We start from the raw sequence: 15,897 nt of genomic DNA on the forward strand, positions 1-15,897 counted from the left end.
GCGGCCCCCGTATGAGACAGGCACGACGAGAGGTGGCGGCATGCGCATCGGACTGCTCGGTACTGGGCCCTGGGCCGACATGGCTCACGCTCCCGCCTTGAGCGGGCATCCCGAACTGGACTTCGTGGGGGTGTGGGGCAGGCGCGCCGACGCGGCCAAGGCGCTGGCCGACCGTCACGGGACGCGCGCGTACGAGGATGTCGACGCCCTTCTCGCCGAGGTGGACGCGGTCGCCATTGCCCTGCCTCCGTCCGTGCAGGCCCCGCTCGCGGCGCGCGCCGCGCGGGCCAACTGCCATCTGCTGCTCGACAAGCCTCTCGCGGCGACCGTGGAGGAGGGACGCGCCGTCGTCGAGGCGGTCGAGCAGGCCGGCGTCGCCTCCGTCGTCTTCTTCACCAGCCGATTCCAGACCGAGATCCAGGCCTGGATCGCCGAACAGGCCGCCACGGAGGGCTGGTTCACCGCACGCGCGGAGTGGCTCGGCGCCGTGTTCACGAGTGACAGCCCGTTCGCCGCGTCGCCCTGGCGGCAGGAGAAGGGCGGCCTCTGGGACGTCGGCCCGCACGCCCTGTCCGTGCTGATGCCGGTTCTCGGCGACGTCGAGCGGGTGGCCGCCGCCGCGCGGGGCCCGAAGGACACCGTTCACCTGGTGCTCCACCACGTCAGCGGGGCGTCGAGCACCCTGACTCTCAGCCTGACGGCCCCGCCCGCGGCCGCCGGAGCGGCCGTCGAGCTGCGCGGCAAGGCCGGGGTGAGCGTCCTGCCCGGGTCCGCCGAAGGGGCGGTCGAAGCTCTCACGCGGGCTGCCGACGCTCTCCTCGACGCTGCCCGCAGCGGTCGCCCGCATCCGTGCGACGCCGCCTTCGGCCTGCGGGTGACGGAGATCCTCACCGATGCCGAAGCACAGCTGGGCACCGCACCCCAGGTCCGCTGAAAGCGCTACGGAACCGAATTCGCCGACGTGTGCCTAACTCCCGGCACACGTCGGCGCGTCCGCGTCGAGGGACAGCGGGCTGCCCTTGGGCACGAGGTAGGTGACGTACAACTCGACCGGCTCGGTGCCGAGGTTGCGGCCGACGTGGACGTGACGGGACCCGGCCGGCTCGATGAACGATGTGCCCGTCGGGCTGACCTCCACGGAGCAGTCCTGCAACGTGCGGGTGAGTGTGCCCGACTTGACGACGGCGATGAGCTGGCCCGGGTGGTAGTGCCAGCCGGTCGTGCCGCCCGGTGCGATGGTGATGGACCGCACGATGACGTCCGTACGCCCCTTGGCCTTGACCTTCAGTGTGCCGGCCGACGTGCCCTGGGCGAGGATCGTGCCGGTGACCCCGCTGCCGGGAGTGGCGAGCGCGGACGTCGACCCGAAGGCCAGTCCGGCCGCACAGCCGGTCATGACGAACGTTCTGCGGATCTTGCCCAGCCGAGACGTGCTGCTCATGGGAATCCCCCTCCGGATCGGCCAACTCGTCGGCCCTTCCGCCGACTTGGACCCGACAGGCTCACTGCCCCCGCGCGCCGCCGTCCACACCCGGTGGCCCGGACCGCTCCGGGCCACTCGTGTTCCCGCCGGGCCACGTCCGCTCACGCCCCTCGCGTCACCCGCTCTCGGTGCGCTCTCGGATCTGCTCCGGGGTCAGGTACGCGTTCGTGTGCTCGAAGTCCCGCAGCTTCGCGGACGAACGGGACAGCAGTCCGGTGCCCACGAAGTCGTGGCCGGCCACTGCGTTCAGCGCCCAGTTCGTCGCCACCCGGACCTTCGCCACATTGGTGCGAAGCGCCGACCAGTGATAGCCGCGGGCGACGACCTGGGCGGGCAGGCCGCGCAGTTCGACACCGAGCGGCTTGGACACGGCGTCGAGGCCACCGAGGTCGACGACCAGTCCCAGATCCTTGTGGACGTACGGGGTCATCCGCTGGCCGCGCAGCGACGCGATGACGTTGTCGGCGACGTGCTTGCCCTGACGCATCGCGTGCTGGGCGGTCGGCGGGCAGATCGCGCCCTCCGTGTCCTTGGCCTCGTCCGGTACGGCGGCGGCGTCGCCGAGCGCGAACACGCCGTCGTGGCCGGGCAGGGACATCTCCGAAGTGACCGCCAGCCGCCCCTTGACCGTCTCGGCGCCCAAGGTGGCCATGAGCGGGCTCGCCGCGACTCCGGCGGTCCAGATCAGCGTATGGGTCGGGACCACCAGGCCGTCGGTGAAGGTGACCTCGTCCGGGCCCGCCTTCGCGATGGAGACGCCCAGCGAGATGTCGATGCCCCGCTTGCGCAGGATCTCCTGGGCGCTGCGGCCGAGCTTGTCACCCAGTTCGGGCATGAGCTTGGGTGCGATGTCGATCAGATGCCACTTGATCAGCTTCGGGTCGAGCCGCGGGTACCGCTTGACGGCGTTCTGCGTCAGGCGCCGCAGGCATGCGGCGGTCTCCGTACCGGCGTAGCCGCCGCCGACCACCACGAACTGAAGCCGCGCCGCCCGCTCGGCCTCGTCCTGGCTGGCGTCGGCGAGGTCGAGCTGCGAGATGACGTGGTCGCGGAGGTACGCGGCCTCGGCGAGCGTCTTCATGCCGCGGGCGTTGTCGGTGAGGCCGGGGATGTCGAAGGTGCGCGTGACGCTGCCCGGTGCCAGCACGATGTGGTCGTACCGCTCGTTCACGATCTCGCCGGTGATCTTGCGGACGACGCAGACCTTGGCCTTCAGATCCACACCGATGGCACCACCGGGGATGATGCGGGTGCGGTACTTACGGCTGCGGCGCAGCGACACGGCGATCGACTGCGGGGTCAGCACTCCTGAGGCGACCTGTGGGAGCAGCGGCAGATAGAGCTGGTAGGAGAACGGTGTCACCAGCGCCAGGTCGGCCTCGTCGGATCCGAGCTTGCGCTCCAGGCGCCGGACGCACCCGATTCCCGCGAAGCCCGCTCCCACCACCAAGATCTTCGGTCGTACCACGATGTCCATCCCTTCACCGGCCGCGCACGTTCTGACTTCCCACGGTCCCTCTGCCCCCTGAGTCCCCTCTTCGCACGTGGTGATCCCCCGATGAGGCGAGCGGACACTCTCCGCGTGGGAGGTCCGTCAGTGTCCGTGCCCCTTGCTCAGGCTCCGCAGCAGGGCACGTGCCATGGCCGCCTCGCCCTTGGCGTTGGGGTGGGCCGGGGCCGCGGGCGAGGCTGGTCGCAGCGGTTCGACCCAGCGGATCTCCGGGGCCTTGCACATGTCGTGTCCGATCGTGGGTCCGTACGTGTCAACGTATTCCGCCCCGTTCAACCGCGCCACCACGCGCATCATCAGGTTGAGGCGCTTGCCGGTGTCGCGCAGGTAGGGGAAGTCCTTCGCCGCGAACGGCACCGAGGGGTAGCAACCACTGCCGTCCTCCGGCAGGAGATCCGGGTAGCCGACGACGAGCACGCGGGCGTGCGGCGCCCTGGCGTGCACGGCCCGCAGCACGCGAGTGATCTTGGGTGCCGTGTCGAGGATCCTCAGCGTCAGCTCATCGACTCCGGAGGACCTGAAGTGACGTCGGCACGGGTCCCCCGCGAGGTCCTGCGAACTCAGCTGGGCGCAGGTGCTGATGATGGAGCTGAACCCGATGTCGTTGCCGCCGATCTGGACGGTCACCAGGTCGGTGTCCCGCTTCAGGGCGTTGAGCTGCGGAGGATTCGTCCCCTGCGCCTTCCACATCTGCTCGGTGGTGGCGCCGCCGCAGCTCACGTCCTTGAACGTGGACATTCTCCGCTCCGCGGCGGCGAGTGAGGGGTAGTTGTGATCGGAGCGGGCGCAGTTCGCGTCCACCTGTGTCGGGATCCCCGGTCCCGAGGTGTAGGAGTCTCCGAGCGAGACGTAGTCCGTGCCCCGGCCGTGCCCGTGGCCGCCACCGTGCGCCGCGGCCGGTGCCGCGGACGCGACGACGAGGGCGCAGCCGCTGACCGCCGCTCCCACCGCGGTCGCCCGTCGGCGGTTCGTTGCCGTGCTGCCGTACTGGGTGCGACGGTTCTTCAAGGTTCCCCCCTGAGTCCAATACCGCGAGCAGGGCCGCCGACGGCGCGCCCTTGCACGGTGACTGAACTTGTATACCGGCCAGTTCGTCCTCAGGACAGAGGCGCGTAGGACGGAGGAGGAACGGGTTCGCGCCGTGGATCCGCCTGTGACCACGAGGCCGCCGACTCCAGGGGGGGGGCGGAGTCGGCGGCGACAGTTGTCAGATGCCGAACTCCGTGGGTGACAGACCGAGGGCTGCGCAGGCATCGCGAATGGCGAACTGCTCGGACTGGTCGAAGTGCCCGTCGGCACCCGCGACCACGATGCCCGTCTGGATGACCGCGCGGGCCTCCACCGGCTTCTTGGCGGCCTTGGCGATCTCCCGCAGCGCTTCGGCCTTGCCCACCTCGAAGTTGGCGATGAGCTGGTCCAGGTGCTTGTTGAAGCGCTGGCGGAGCTGGTCCGCCGGGAAGTTCTGCAATACCTCGTTGGAGACGATCAGCTCCTCGACTCGCTGCCTCTCCGCCTGCTCCACATGTCCGTCGGCCGCGGCCACGAGCGCGCACATGGCCATGCTGGCGTCCCGGTAGGCGCCGCTCTTGAGCTCGGTCTTGACCGACGCGAGCTGGGACTTGAGCAGTCCGACCAGTTTGGCCTTGGAACCACCGGAGGACGAACCGGGCGCATGGCCACTGCTCTGGCCCTGCCCGTAGGGGGCCTGACCCTGTCCATAGGGGGCCTGGCCCTGCCCATGGGGAGCCTGCCCCTGTCCCCCCGATCCCCTGCCACTCTGGGACTGCTGGAGGTTCTTGGCCTGGTCCTTGAGCCGGTCCCACATCGCCACTACTGCCACCTCGGCTTTTGTTGTTGCCTGTCCGGTCCTGAATCATCGGTCGCGCTGGTTCACGCCCCGCGACAGATCAACGCTCCTCACCACCACCAGTGTTCCCGAATGGCAAAGGCAACGTAAAACAATCCTCGTCGGCGGCCTCTTCCACGGGCCGCGCGGGCCCGTGATGTGATGGCGTCGTGAGTCGTGCCGCAGAAGAGAGCAACCGTCGCATGCTTCGGGCGCGGGATGCGATGGATCGCGGATACGCGCAGCCGCTGGACGTCCCGGCCCTGGCCCGGATCGCCCATGTGTCCCAGGCACACTTCACACGCACCTTCCGGGCCACGTTCGGCGAGACGCCGCACCGCTATCTGCAGCGCCGCCGGGTCGAGCGTGCGATGTTCCTGCTGCGCGAGACCGACCGCAGCGTGACGGACATCTGCTTCCAGGTGGGCTTCGGCAGCCCGGGAACCTTCAGTCGCACGTTCCGCGACATCGTCGGCCGCTCGCCCAGGGCGTACCGCCGGGAAGCGGTGACCGCGGCCGTACCGACGTGTTTCACCATGGCGTGGACGCGTCCGAGCGACTGACCGTCCGCACGGTCCGTACCATCCCGTCGGCTGAGCAGTTTTGGATAAGTTTTCGTCCGGCCGGCTCGATAGCGTGATGCACATGTTCACCGCCATCACGCACTCGCAGATCTACGTCCTCGACCAGGACGAGGCCCTCGACTTCTACGTGGGCAAGCTCGACCTGGAGGTCAACGCCGACGTGCCCATGGGCTTCATGCGCTGGCTGACCGTCAACGTGCCCGGTCACCCCGATCGTCAGATCCTGCTGGAGAAGCCGGGCCCGCCCGCGCTGTCCGAGGAGACGGCGCAGCAGGTACGGGAGCTGTTGACCAAGGGGGCGATGGGCGGCCACCTCATCTTCACCACCGACGACTGCCGCAAGACGTACGAGAAGCTGCTCGCCCGGGGCGTCGAGTTCACCGAGGAACCCACCGAGCGTCCGTACGGAATCGACTGCGGGCTCCGCGACCCCTTCGGCAACAGCATCCGCTTCACCCAGCTGAAGGAGCAGGGCTCCTGACAGCGGCACGGGCGTCCGCCCAGTGGGCGGACGCCGATGCCCGTCGGGTCAGGCCGACGTCGTCACGGCCCGGCCGAGATGCCGGGCGAAGAACCGGACCGCGCTGTCGGCCTCGAACCGAGGCAGTTCCTTGTGCGCGCCCGCGTTGGCGTGCAACGTCTTCTCCTTCGAGGCGAAGGCGTCGAACAACGCGAGACCGGATTGGCGTGGGATGTGCTCGTCGTCCCACTGGAGGGCGTACTCGATCGGTACGGTGATCCGCCGCGCGTACTCGGCCAGGGCGTCGGGCCAGTGGAGGCCGAAGGCCGCGGCGGTGATCCTGGGTTCGACCGCCGTCAGCGGTACCCCGATCGCGGTGCCCATGTTCAGCCCGAAGTAGCCGACCGGCCCTTCGGTGCCGATCTCCGGCAGTTCCTGGAGGGCGTCCAGGGTCGCCCGCCACTCCGGTACGGCACGCTCCGCCAGGTGGGCGTTGTACCGGACGACGATCGGGCCGACCGGTTCGCCCGCCGCCATGGCTTGCTGCATCGCGGCGATCTCCTGCTCGTCGTGCGCCGCGCGGAGCCTGCCGCCGTGGCCGGGCGCGTCGATGGCGGCGACGTGGAAACCGCACTCGGCGACGAGGAGTTGTGCGCGCCCCGTCATCGCCGGCGCCTTCTTGTGCGTGCCGCCGCCGTGGCCCATCAGCACCAAGGGTGCGCGACCGGAACCGGTGGACGGTGACCAGAGGGCGCCAGGGACCTCACCCACAGTGAAGTCGCGTTCGCGGACACCGTTAGACGATGTCTCCGCGGTGAAATGCACAGAATGCATGGGTCGTTGCCTTTCGGGAGTGCCTTGTCGAGGCGCTCCCGGCGACACCTATGCCAATCGCCCGACCGTGAAGGGAAGGGGGAGCACCCACATGGATACAGCGTTCATGGGTCTCACCTCCTCGCTCGATGTCACGATCGACTGCAAGCTAGCAGCCCGGGCTCCGTCCCGCCCAACCCTTTTCCTTGGCCCTGGGTCACTTCGCCATCAGGCTGTCGCCCGGGCCATGTTGCCGGAGCCGCGCAGGACCGGATCGCCCCGCAGCCGCAGAAACGCGAGGCCCAGAGCGACCGCCTGGAGTACGCCGCACACCAGGATGGCGTGCTGGAGTGCCGACAACGGTGTCAGGGCAACCACGATTCCCGCGACCGGGAAGGGCAACAGGAGAAGCAGGATGGTCAGGGAGAGGGTGCTTCCGAAGGCGGCCGGCGGTATGAGGAGCGAGCGCAGTGTGCGCAGCACGACGGTCAGGCCGCCGTCCGCGGCCATGAAGAGCGCCATGACCAGGACGTACGAGATGTAGGTGGGCGCCTGCGCCAGCGCGAGACAAGCCGCGGACGCGACGGTGGAACAGACCACGCCGACGCCCCAGAGGCCCAGCCGGTTGAGCGCGAATCGGCAGGCCGCGACGGCGAGAAGGGTGGATGCCGCTGCCGCCGACCAGAGGGTGCCCACGGCTGCCGAGGTCAGCCCGAAGCGCTCGATCACGATGATCGGGCTGGCGGCCTGCAGCAGTCCGAGCGCGAGGTTGGAGACGACCAGCCCGGCCACGAGCCAGCTCAGCACGGGCAGCGAACTCAGCGTGTGCCAGCCGGTCTTGAGCCCCGCTTCCCGTGGCACCCCGTTCTTCGCAGAGCCGCGCAGTGGAGTCGGCGGCGTCTGCAGGGCGAGACAGGCCGCGAGGACGGACAACCCCCCGAGGACGGCGAGCATATGGCTCGGCCCGGCGAGCAGAAGCACACCACCCAGCGCGGGGCCCGTGAGCGTGGCGGTCTGGTCTATGCCGATCAGCACGGACTGCACCTTGTGCGCCTGGACCGCCGTTCGCCGGCTGACGATCGCGCCCACGGCTTCGTTGGCGATGAAACTGAACTGTGTCAGGGCACCTGTTCCGGCGGCCAGCGCCATCACAGTGACCGTTTCGGCCGTCCCGCTCGGAAGCATGAACAGGGCGACGCCTCCCGCCGCCACGAGCAGCGCCCGTGCCAGGGAGGCGAGGAAGAACACGATCGCGGCCCCACGCCGGTCGACCAGGTCGCCGGCCAGGCCGAAGGCCGCCACCCGCGGAAGCCACTCCAGCGCGAAGGCCAGCCCCGTCAGGGACGCGGACTTGGTCGTGGCCAGCACCAGGAGCGGCATGGCGTAGGTGCACATGGAGAAGGCAAGCGCGTCGAAGGCTCGGGGTGCGTATACCCGGCGGAGCAGGCTGCCTTGGGGAATGGCTGCGTGCCGACCGGCCGGTTGGCCCTCGTAAACGGAGATGGTCACGGAGTGGGGTGCTTTCAGTCAGCGGTGGCATCACAAAGGGGAGAGCCGACCTGGCGGGCCATCGCATGAAGGACCCGGTCGAGGATTCTTGGCCTGAAGCCGGAAGGGGTGCCGAAGCCGTTCCTACAGGGCGGCGACCGGCACTCGGCGGGCTTCCGTCGCCGGCCGTGTGGCGCGGGAGGCTCCGCATTCGATCAGCAGGGGATCAGGTGTTGTCCGTACGCGATACGCGGCCGTCGCACCGCCGTCCGCGCACCGTCGGCACGGACCCCTGAACGGCTGCGCGGCCTCGTAGGACACGCCTCTCGGATTCCCGCGACCGCGCGCCGAAGGGATGCCGGTTGCCCCACTCGTGCCGCTCCGCTCGGCGGCGGGCATGGCTGTGGCGGGGACGCTGTCCGTCCACGCCAGGGTGCGAGCTCTTGGGCACGCGGACTCCACTCAAGTGGGGGGCAAGAGGGAAGTCAGGCCTGCGGTATGAAGCGGCACGCCCGACAGTTGTGAAGTGACCTTGCCACACGCCTTGTTGAGTAATCAACCACAGATTGTGCACAAGTTTGCCGCGTCATACCCGCGCCGGTGCTGGGCCACTGGCGTCAACTCTAGTGGCCTGACGGCGAGTTCGGGGCGTCCCCGGACCGGCTGACGGGGGTGACGTACGAGGGCCCGGGAGCCTCTCAAGGCCGGGCAGGCCCTCGTACGCGCCGGTTCTACGACGTTCTACGCGTAGAACGGCCCCGGGTAGGCCCACGTCGTCGTACCGAAGATCTCGGGGTCCTCGATCGAGACCCGCACGTTGCTGACCTTGAGCCCGTACTGGGTCGGGGTCATGCCGGCCGGGCAGTCGACGTCGACGATGGGGGTGAAGTTGACGAACCAGTTGGGCCCGTATTCGGCGTCGGGATAGTCCCGGAGGCGCTGGACGAGATTGGCGGCGCCGCCCTCGACGTAGACCGGGGACAGCCGGCGCTGGTCCTGGTGGACGACGAAGGAGGTGGAGTGGTCGAAGCTGCCGTCAGGACGCAGGCAGCCGAAGGTGCGGTCGGTGTCGGCATACGCGTCGAAGTAGCCGGTGCCGGCCAGTCCCGCCTTGTAACCGGGCTGCTCGCGGACGTCGTGCAGCACCGTCCCGAACTTGAAGCCGCCACAGCCGGAGGTCGGGTCGAACTGCCGGAAGTACAGCTGGCAGGTGTTCGGTTCGTTGTACGCGGCGTCCGGGTCCGGGGTGTAGGGCTGGGGCACGACGGCCCCGTAGAACTTCATCGTCATGGAGACGCCGCCGGGCGTGGGCGCCGGGATGTCGACGACGGTGCTGGCCTGGGCGGCGTTCGGTCCGGTCAGGACGAGTCCTGTGGCCGCCAGCAGCGCGACGCTCAGTCGCGCCAGAATCCTGCGGATGCCTGTCTTACGCATCTACTGCTCCCCCTTGAGGCACATCGGTCAAGGCACGCTAACCGCGGCTCAACACCCGCACCAGACAAACAACTTGAATCCACACAAGTGGAGGAGCGGCTAACAGCGGCCTGCCGTGCACGACGTTCCGGCTGGCACCCGGAGTGACCGGGGGCTGCTGTCACCACAGAGCCGGGGGACAGCCGGAGCGAGAATCCTCCACCACGCCTCTAACGTGCGGTGAATGGACCGGATCAACGCCCCACGCCGCCGCACCGTGCTCGCACTCGGCACCGCCGCGGCAGCCACACCCTGGCTCGGCGGAGGCCCCGCCCGGGCCGACGGCTCGACCACGAAACGAGCCGCGGACACGGCACACGCCGCGGCCACCGGACTGGACGAACTCGGCATCGGTGAGCTTCGCCGGCGGATGGACGACGGACGGCTCACCGCCGAACAGCTCACCCGCCACTACCTGGAGCGCATCGAACGCATCGACCCGTTCCTGCACGCGGTGATCGAGGTCAATCCCGACGCGCTGCGAGAAGCCCGGCGCCTGGACGCCGAGCGGGGTCGGCGTGGACCCCTGCACGGCATGCCCATCCTGCTCAAGGACCTGGTGGAGACCGGGGACCGGATGCACACGACGGCCGGATCACTCGCCCTGCAGGGCCTGCGGCCCGCGAGGGACGCCACGGTCGCCGCCAGGCTGCGCGCGGCCGGTGCCGTCATCCTCGGCAAGACCAATCTCAGCGAGTGGGCCGGCGGGATGTCGCTCACCCACCATGCAGGCTGGAGCGCTCGCGGCGGCCAGACCAGGAACCCCTACAAACTGGACCGGTCACCGAACGAGTCCAGTTCGGGCACCGCGGTCGCCGCCGCGGCCAACCTGTGCGTCGCCGGAATCGGTACGGAGACCAACGGCTCGATCATCGATCCGTCCTCGGCGAACTCCGTCGTCGGGGTGAAGCCGACCGTCGGACTGGTCGGGCGCGGCGGCATGATCCCCGGCGTACCGAGCCAGGACAGTGTCGGTCCGATCGCGCGCACGGTCCGCGACGCCGCGATCCTGCTCGGCACGCTCGTCGGAATCGACGACCGCGATCCGGCGACCGAGGCGAGCCGCGGCCACTTCCATCGCGACTACACCCGCTTCCTCGACGCCGACGGGCTGCGCGGGGCCCGCATCGGCGTGCCGCGAGCGGTGTACTTCGGCTACAGCCACCACGCCGACGAGATCGCGGAGCGGGCGATCGCCGTGCTGCGCAAGGCGGGGGCGACGGTGGTCGACCCGGCCGACATCCCGACAGCCGAACAGCTCGAGGACCTGCCCAGCTCGATGGTCGTCCAAGCGTACGAGATCAAGCGTGGACTGAACGCCTACCTGGCCGCCGCCCCCGGCGACCATCCGCGCAGCCTGGCGGAGCTGATCGCGTTCAACCGTGCGCACGCCGACCGCGAACTCCGCTATGTGCAGCAGGACGGACTGGAGGCGGTGCACAAGCTGGACTTCGGCGAACGCGAATACCGTGAGGCACTGGCCACCAACCACCGGCTCTCACGCACCGAGGGCATCGACGCGGTGCTGCGCCGCTTCGACCTGGACGCGCTGGTCATGCCGACCACCGGACCACCGGCCAAGATCGACCTGATCCGCGGGGACAGCTACGGCGGCGGCTCGTCGACGCCCGCCGCACTCGCCGGATACCCCGCGATCAGCGTCCCGGCCGGCTTCGCGTTCGGCCTGCCGGTCGGCCTGACCTTCATGGGTACGGCGTGGAGCGAGCCGGTGCTGCTCCGTCTCGCCTACGCCCATGAGCAGGCCAGCGGTGTCCGCCGACCGCCGGCCTACCGGGACGCCGATGTCGGCTTCTGACCCGGCCGTCGACAACGCGCCCGGGCTGCGACGCACATGACGGCGTACCTGTGGTGGCCCCTGTCCGAGGGGCCACCACGACAGTCACGGCCGCGCGGTTTCCGACACCTTGATGGCGCCGACCGGGCAGGCTCGGGCCGCCTCCCGGACCATCGGGTCGCCGCTGTCCTCCTGTCCCGGCAGGAGGGTGCTGAAGCCGTCGTCGTCCTGGGTGAAGACGGCCGGGGCGGACAGCGCGCACTGGCCGGCGCCGATGCACACGTCCGTGTCGATGTCGATGTGCACGAGGAGACCCCCTACCAGGCCACGGGGAGGTCCAGCATCCCCTGGATCGTGTCGCCCGGTTTGAAGCGCACCTCGTCCGGCGCCACGTCGAGCCGAAGCCCGGGCACGCGCTCGAAGAGGGAACGCAGGGCGATCTCCATCTCGGCACGGGCGAGGTTCTGGCCGAGACACTGGTGGATGCCGAAGCCGAACGCCACGTGATGGCGGGTGGGGCGGTGCCAGTCGAGGGCGTCGGGTTCGGCGTAGACCTCTCCGTCGCGGTTGATGACCGACGTCGCGAAGACCACGCCCTCACCGGCGCGGATCGTCGTCCCGGACACCTCGATGTCCTCCGTGGCCTGCCTCAGCAGCCCGTCCGCGATGGACAGCATCCGCATCAACTCGTCGACGGCGGTGGGCCACAGCGACGGATCGGCCCGCAGCTCCGCCAGCCGCTCAGGGTGTTGGAGCAGGGTGTACGTGCCCAGCGAGATCATGTTGGCGGTCGTCTCGTGGCCGGCGACCAGCAGGATCGTGGCCAGCGAGACCGCCTCCTCGCGGTCCACAGCGCCGTCGCGCAACTGTTCGTGGACCAGGGCGTCGAGGACACCGTCGCCGACGGGTGACTCGGACTTGCGGTCGATCAGCGCCCCGAGGTAGCCGTCGAGCTGGTCGCGCGCGTCCCGCACCTCGTCGATGTCCCGGCCACGCAGCAGGCGACGGGACTGTTCCTCGAAGAACTCGTGGTCGGCGTACGGGACACCGAGCAGTTCACAGATCACCGTCGAGGGAACGGGGAGCGCGAAGGCGTTCACCAGCTCGGCCGACGGGCCTTGCGCGAGCATCGCGTCGAGGCACTCGTCGACGATCCGCTGGATGGCCGGCCGCAACGCGGCGGCGCGCTTGAGGGTGAAGCTCGGGACCAGCATCCGCCGCTGGGCATGGTGCTCGGGGTCGTCGACGTTCAGCAGGGCGGCCCGGCGGTCGCGGAACGCCACGATGCGCGGTGAGGTGGCCGGATAACCGGGGCGCATACGGTCGGACGACAGGCGGGAATCGGCGAGCAGGCTGCGGGCCACGTCACGGCCGGTGACCAGCCAGACGGCCCGGCCGTCATAGAGGGTGACGCGGGCGAGCGGTCGGGCGGCGCGCAGAGGGTCGTAGCCCGTGGGCGGCTGGTAGGGACAGGTGCGGTCCTGGGGGAAGGCGACGGGTGCCGAGAGCGGCGTCACGTCTGCCGTATCCGTCATGTCTGTCATCGAAGACCTCGCGGACGAAGGATGCGTCGTACCGATCTTCATTAGATGCCGCGGGCATCTAATGAGACGACATCGAGTTCAGCCAGATCCACGAAGGGGACAATCTGGCCGGAATTGACCGCTCCGGTGTGCGAGTTCGGCCGCTCCGTCGAACACGGCGACTCCTCGCGACCGGAAGCCCACAGCTCTCGGCGGCACAGAATCACCACAGCCTCGACAGAGTGATTGACGCGCACCGGACAGGGCTCTACCTTCTGATCGACTTTCCGAACCTAGTTCGAAATTTCGGCCAACTTGCTTGCGTGGCTGCTCAGTTCACGTCCCCCGGTCCCCCACCCCGCGCAGCCGCTCACTCCGCCCCCGCACCCGCCGCCTGGAGACCACGATGAGCGCAAGACCCCAGCCGTCCCGCCGCCTCTTCCTCGGCATGGCCGCCACCACCCCCCTGGCCATGTCCGGCGTGATGACCCTCGGCGCCGGCACCGCCCACGCGGCCGACTCGGCCTATGTGATGTGCTACTTCACCGAGTCGACCAGCCTGGGCGAGGGCACCGACTACGGCCTTCACCTCGCTGTCAGCACCGACTCGCTCAACTGGACGCCGCTGAACCAGAACAACCCCTTGGTCACCCCCACCGCGGGCGCACTCGGCCTGCGCGACCCGTTCCTCATGCGTAAGCAGGACGGCACCTTCGTCGTCATCGCCACCGACCTCAAGGGCACCGACTGGGGCTACAACAGCCAGTACATCCACGTCTGGGACTCCGCCGACCTGCGCACCTTCACCGGCTACCGCCGCCTCAAGCTCCACGACATGACCACCCACAGCTGGGCCCCCGAGGCGTTCTGGGACGCCGGGCGGGGCCAGTACGCGGTCATCTACTCCTCGGTCAACTCCAGCGGCCACAACGTGATCATGGTGAACTACACCAGCGACTTCGTCACCGCATCGGCCCCGCAGGTCTTCTTCGACCCCGGCTACGACGTCATCGACGGCAACATGGCCGTCGGCGTCAACGGCGTCAACTACCTCTTCTTCAAGAAGAACCAGACACTGGTGGCGGCGAGGTCCAGCTCTCTCGCCCCGGGCAGCTTCACCGAGTTCAGCGCGGGCGTCGCACACGGCGGCACCGAGGCCCCCACCGTGTTCAAGTCACTGACCTCGAACACCTGGTACCTCTGGGGAGACACATACACCCCCAACGGCGTCTTCTACGCCTGGCAGTCCACCGACCTGGCCGCGGGCACCTGGACCGCGCTCGACCAGAAGACGTACACCCAGCCGGTCAACTCCAAGCACTGCGGCATCGCGACGATCACCACGGCCGAGTACAACAACCTGCTCACCAAGTGGGGCGCGCCGACCTGGAACCGGCTCAAGTCGTACAACTACCCGGCCCGCTACGTCCGTCACGCCAACTACGCGGCCCGCATCGACACGTACCCGTTCGACCTGTACTCCGACTCGCAGTGGAAGCTCGTCCCGGGCCTGGCCGACAGCTCCGGGGTCTCCTTCCAGTCGGTCAACCACCCCACCCGCTATCTGCGGCACTACAACTACCAGCTCCAACTCGACGTCAACGACGGCACGTCGACGTTTGCGGGCGACGCGACCTTCTACCGCACGGCGGGCCTCGCGGACAGCTCCTGGGCGTCCTTCCGCTCGTACAACAACCCGACCCGCTACATCCGCCACGCCGACTACGTGCTGCGCATCGACCCGATCTCCACGTCCACCGAACGGCAGGACGCGACGTTCCGCGTCGGCTATTGAGGGCCCAGGTCCACCGGGACGCTCCGCACAGGCTTCGGGAACGGGCTCTCCATCGGCTTCCAACGGGTCGACGACCACCAGGCACCGCGCTGGCCCGACCAGACCGTTCCCCAGCAGTTTCATCTCGACTTCGCGGTCGACGACCTGGACGAGGCCGAGGCCCGGCTGCTGGAACTGGGCGCGGGCAGACCGGACCACCAACCGGACGAGGCCAGATGGCGAGTCCTCACCGACCCGGCCGGGCACCCCTTCTGCTTGGTCAGAGGCTGATCCCTTCCAGGGCAATACCCTTCAATGCCTTCGGCTGACGCCGCGTGTGCCGGGGCATGAGGCGCTCGAAAATCGGTGGAGCGGCGCCGCTGTGCTGCCTTACCGTGCTGCCGAGCCAAGTCGTCTAGGCAAGGACGTGCCGTTGTACACCCTGTGAGACCTCCCGAGAGCTGATCTGTCGCGCGTCGCGCATGTGCGCCGCGCTCCTTTTTGCTGCGGACTTCTCACTGAAACCGGTGTACTTCTGTGCTCAATAGCTGGGTGGTCATGCCCACCTGCCTGCCTACTGTTCTCCGCCGTTGCCACGCGTGCGCGTCCGAGCGCTTCAGGGCAAACGGCAAATTCCGCGTCAACGCAAACCACAAGCTCCTCGACGCCTGGCTCCTCGTCCTCTGTACCGCTTGCGGGGACACGGCAAAGCTCACGGTCCTGGAACGGATGAACGTGCGCTCCGTACGATCTGAGCTGCTGGACCGGATGCACGACAACGACCTCGGCCTGGCAGCCGAGTTGCTCCAGGATCCGGTCGTGCGGCGCCGTAATCGCATCGCCCTCGACTGGGACAGCGCCTGGCGTCTCGATACGGGCGGATCGGAACACCTGGGCCGCGAGGTGAACGACGCCATCGACGTGTCGGTCCGCTTCGCGGCGCGGATCCCGGTCCGGCCGGTGCGGCTGATCGCTGAAGGCTGCGGAGTTTCGCGGGCCGAGGTCGAGCGACTGATCACGGAGGGGAAGCTCGTTTCGGCAGTCCGGCTGAGCGGCAAGCTCTCCGGCGACTTCACCTTCACGCTCAAGCGCTGAGCACTCCTGGGGACCAAGGGGCCTGTCCGGCAAGTTCCGCCGGACAGGCCCCT

15 protein-coding genes and 1 pseudogene are annotated in these 15,897 nt (G+C 69.0%); 7 read left to right on the plus strand and 9 right to left on the minus strand.

Features of this window, described 5'->3' with window-relative positions; genetic code table 11:
• The first annotated feature begins 40 nt into the window (after positions 1-40).
• Positions 41-934, plus strand: a complete 894-nt coding sequence (locus tag OG718_RS08250) for a Gfo/Idh/MocA family protein (protein ID WP_143641673.1) — start codon at positions 41-43, stop codon at positions 932-934.
• Positions 935-967: 33 nt separating this feature from the next.
• Here the strand turns inward: OG718_RS08250 and OG718_RS08255 are convergent, their stop codons facing one another.
• From OG718_RS08255 to OG718_RS08270, 4 genes are all read right to left on the minus strand, one after another.
• The gene (locus OG718_RS08255) at positions 968-1,441 is read right to left on the minus strand and encodes a cupin domain-containing protein (protein WP_443054944.1); all 474 of its coding nucleotides are present in this window, start codon (positions 1,439-1,441) and stop codon (positions 968-970) included.
• Positions 1,442-1,598: 157 nt separating this feature from the next.
• Positions 1,599-2,960, minus strand: coding sequence for an NAD(P)/FAD-dependent oxidoreductase (locus OG718_RS08260; protein WP_328843773.1), 1,362 nt, complete (start codon positions 2,958-2,960; stop codon positions 1,599-1,601).
• Between the two features lie 117 nt (positions 2,961-3,077).
• Positions 3,078-4,001, minus strand: a complete 924-nt coding sequence (locus OG718_RS08265; RefSeq protein ID WP_186001374.1) for an SGNH/GDSL hydrolase family protein — start codon at positions 3,999-4,001, stop codon at positions 3,078-3,080.
• 199 nt (positions 4,002-4,200) lie between these two features.
• Positions 4,201-4,824, minus strand: coding sequence for a tellurite resistance TerB family protein (locus tag OG718_RS08270; RefSeq protein ID WP_328847710.1), 624 nt, complete (start codon positions 4,822-4,824; stop codon positions 4,201-4,203).
• Positions 4,825-5,009: 185 nt separating this feature from the next.
• Between OG718_RS08270 and OG718_RS08275 the strand changes: the two genes are divergently transcribed.
• Positions 5,010-5,402, plus strand: coding sequence for a helix-turn-helix domain-containing protein (locus OG718_RS08275; protein ID WP_223064960.1), 393 nt, complete (start codon positions 5,010-5,012; stop codon positions 5,400-5,402).
• A gap of 82 nt (positions 5,403-5,484) precedes the next feature.
• On the plus strand, positions 5,485-5,904 hold the full coding sequence (locus tag OG718_RS08280) for a VOC family protein (protein WP_143641670.1): 420 nt from the start codon (positions 5,485-5,487) through the stop codon (positions 5,902-5,904).
• A 48-nt stretch (positions 5,905-5,952) separates the two neighbouring features.
• On the opposite strand, the gene OG718_RS08285 is transcribed toward OG718_RS08280, so the two are convergent.
• The 3 genes from OG718_RS08285 to OG718_RS08295 all read right to left on the minus strand — a co-directional run bounded on the left by OG718_RS08285 (position 5,953) and on the right by OG718_RS08295 (position 9,618).
• The gene (locus tag OG718_RS08285; protein WP_328843774.1) at positions 5,953-6,717 is read right to left on the minus strand and encodes an alpha/beta hydrolase; all 765 of its coding nucleotides are present in this window, start codon (positions 6,715-6,717) and stop codon (positions 5,953-5,955) included.
• 207 nt (positions 6,718-6,924) lie between these two features.
• Positions 6,925-8,205 (minus strand): MFS transporter, encoded by a 1,281-nt coding sequence (locus OG718_RS08290; protein WP_143641668.1) that lies wholly within the window; start codon positions 8,203-8,205, stop codon positions 6,925-6,927.
• A gap of 720 nt (positions 8,206-8,925) precedes the next feature.
• Positions 8,926-9,618 (minus strand): hypothetical protein, encoded by a 693-nt coding sequence (locus tag OG718_RS08295; RefSeq protein WP_306935827.1) that lies wholly within the window; start codon positions 9,616-9,618, stop codon positions 8,926-8,928.
• A 223-nt stretch (positions 9,619-9,841) separates the two neighbouring features.
• On the opposite strand from OG718_RS08295, the gene OG718_RS08300 reads away from it, so the two are divergent.
• On the plus strand, positions 9,842-11,473 hold the full coding sequence (locus tag OG718_RS08300) for an amidase (protein ID WP_328843775.1): 1,632 nt from the start codon (positions 9,842-9,844) through the stop codon (positions 11,471-11,473).
• An 84-nt stretch (positions 11,474-11,557) separates the two neighbouring features.
• Here the strand turns inward: OG718_RS08300 and OG718_RS08305 are convergent, their stop codons facing one another.
• Both OG718_RS08305 and OG718_RS08310 read right to left on the minus strand, forming a co-directional pair.
• Positions 11,558-11,758, minus strand: coding sequence for a ferredoxin (locus OG718_RS08305; RefSeq protein ID WP_055611986.1), 201 nt, complete (start codon positions 11,756-11,758; stop codon positions 11,558-11,560).
• A gap of 11 nt (positions 11,759-11,769) precedes the next feature.
• A complete protein-coding gene (locus OG718_RS08310; RefSeq protein WP_143641665.1) occupies positions 11,770-12,996 on the minus strand; it encodes a cytochrome P450 in 1,227 nt (408 codons plus the stop codon).
• Positions 12,997-13,381: 385 nt separating this feature from the next.
• On the opposite strand from OG718_RS08310, the gene OG718_RS08315 reads away from it, so the two are divergent.
• The 3 genes and pseudogenes from OG718_RS08315 (at position 13,382) to OG718_RS08325 (ending at position 15,844) form a co-directional block, all read left to right on the plus strand.
• Positions 13,382-14,770 (plus strand): glycoside hydrolase family 43 protein, encoded by a 1,389-nt coding sequence (locus OG718_RS08315; protein WP_328843776.1) that lies wholly within the window; start codon positions 13,382-13,384, stop codon positions 14,768-14,770.
• A gap of 39 nt (positions 14,771-14,809) precedes the next feature.
• Positions 14,810-15,040 (plus strand): annotated as a pseudogene (locus tag OG718_RS08320) (VOC family protein); the annotation flags it as partial.
• A gap of 246 nt (positions 15,041-15,286) precedes the next feature.
• Complete coding sequence (locus OG718_RS08325) at positions 15,287-15,844, plus strand: DUF1062 domain-containing protein (protein WP_143641663.1); 558 nt, start codon at positions 15,287-15,289, stop codon at positions 15,842-15,844.
• The last annotated feature ends 53 nt before the right edge of the window (positions 15,845-15,897 follow it).

The sequence above is a fragment of the Streptomyces sp. NBC_00258 genome, assembly GCF_036182465.1.
Classification (GTDB): domain Bacteria; phylum Actinomycetota; class Actinomycetes; order Streptomycetales; family Streptomycetaceae; genus Streptomyces.

Excerpts from the sequence above, each read along its gene's own strand:
- OG718_RS08255 (WP_443054944.1), bottom strand. The coding sequence starts at position 1,441 with ATGAGCAGCACGTCTCGGCTGGGCAAGATCCGCAGAACGTTCGTCATG.
- OG718_RS08295 (WP_306935827.1), bottom strand. The coding sequence starts at position 9,618 with ATGCGTAAGACAGGCATCCGCAGGATTCTGGCGCGACTGAGCGTCGCG.
- OG718_RS08250 (WP_143641673.1), top strand. The coding sequence starts at position 41 with ATGCGCATCGGACTGCTCGGTACTGGGCCCTGGGCCGACATGGCTCAC.
- OG718_RS08280 (WP_143641670.1), top strand. The coding sequence starts at position 5,485 with ATGTTCACCGCCATCACGCACTCGCAGATCTACGTCCTCGACCAGGAC.
- OG718_RS08310 (WP_143641665.1), bottom strand. The coding sequence starts at position 12,996 with ATGACAGACATGACGGATACGGCAGACGTGACGCCGCTCTCGGCACCC.
- OG718_RS08315 (WP_328843776.1), top strand. The coding sequence starts at position 13,382 with ATGAGCGCAAGACCCCAGCCGTCCCGCCGCCTCTTCCTCGGCATGGCC.
- OG718_RS08300 (WP_328843775.1), top strand. The coding sequence starts at position 9,842 with ATGGACCGGATCAACGCCCCACGCCGCCGCACCGTGCTCGCACTCGGC.
- OG718_RS08260 (WP_328843773.1), bottom strand. The coding sequence starts at position 2,960 with ATGGACATCGTGGTACGACCGAAGATCTTGGTGGTGGGAGCGGGCTTC.
- OG718_RS08285 (WP_328843774.1), bottom strand. The coding sequence starts at position 6,717 with ATGCATTCTGTGCATTTCACCGCGGAGACATCGTCTAACGGTGTCCGC.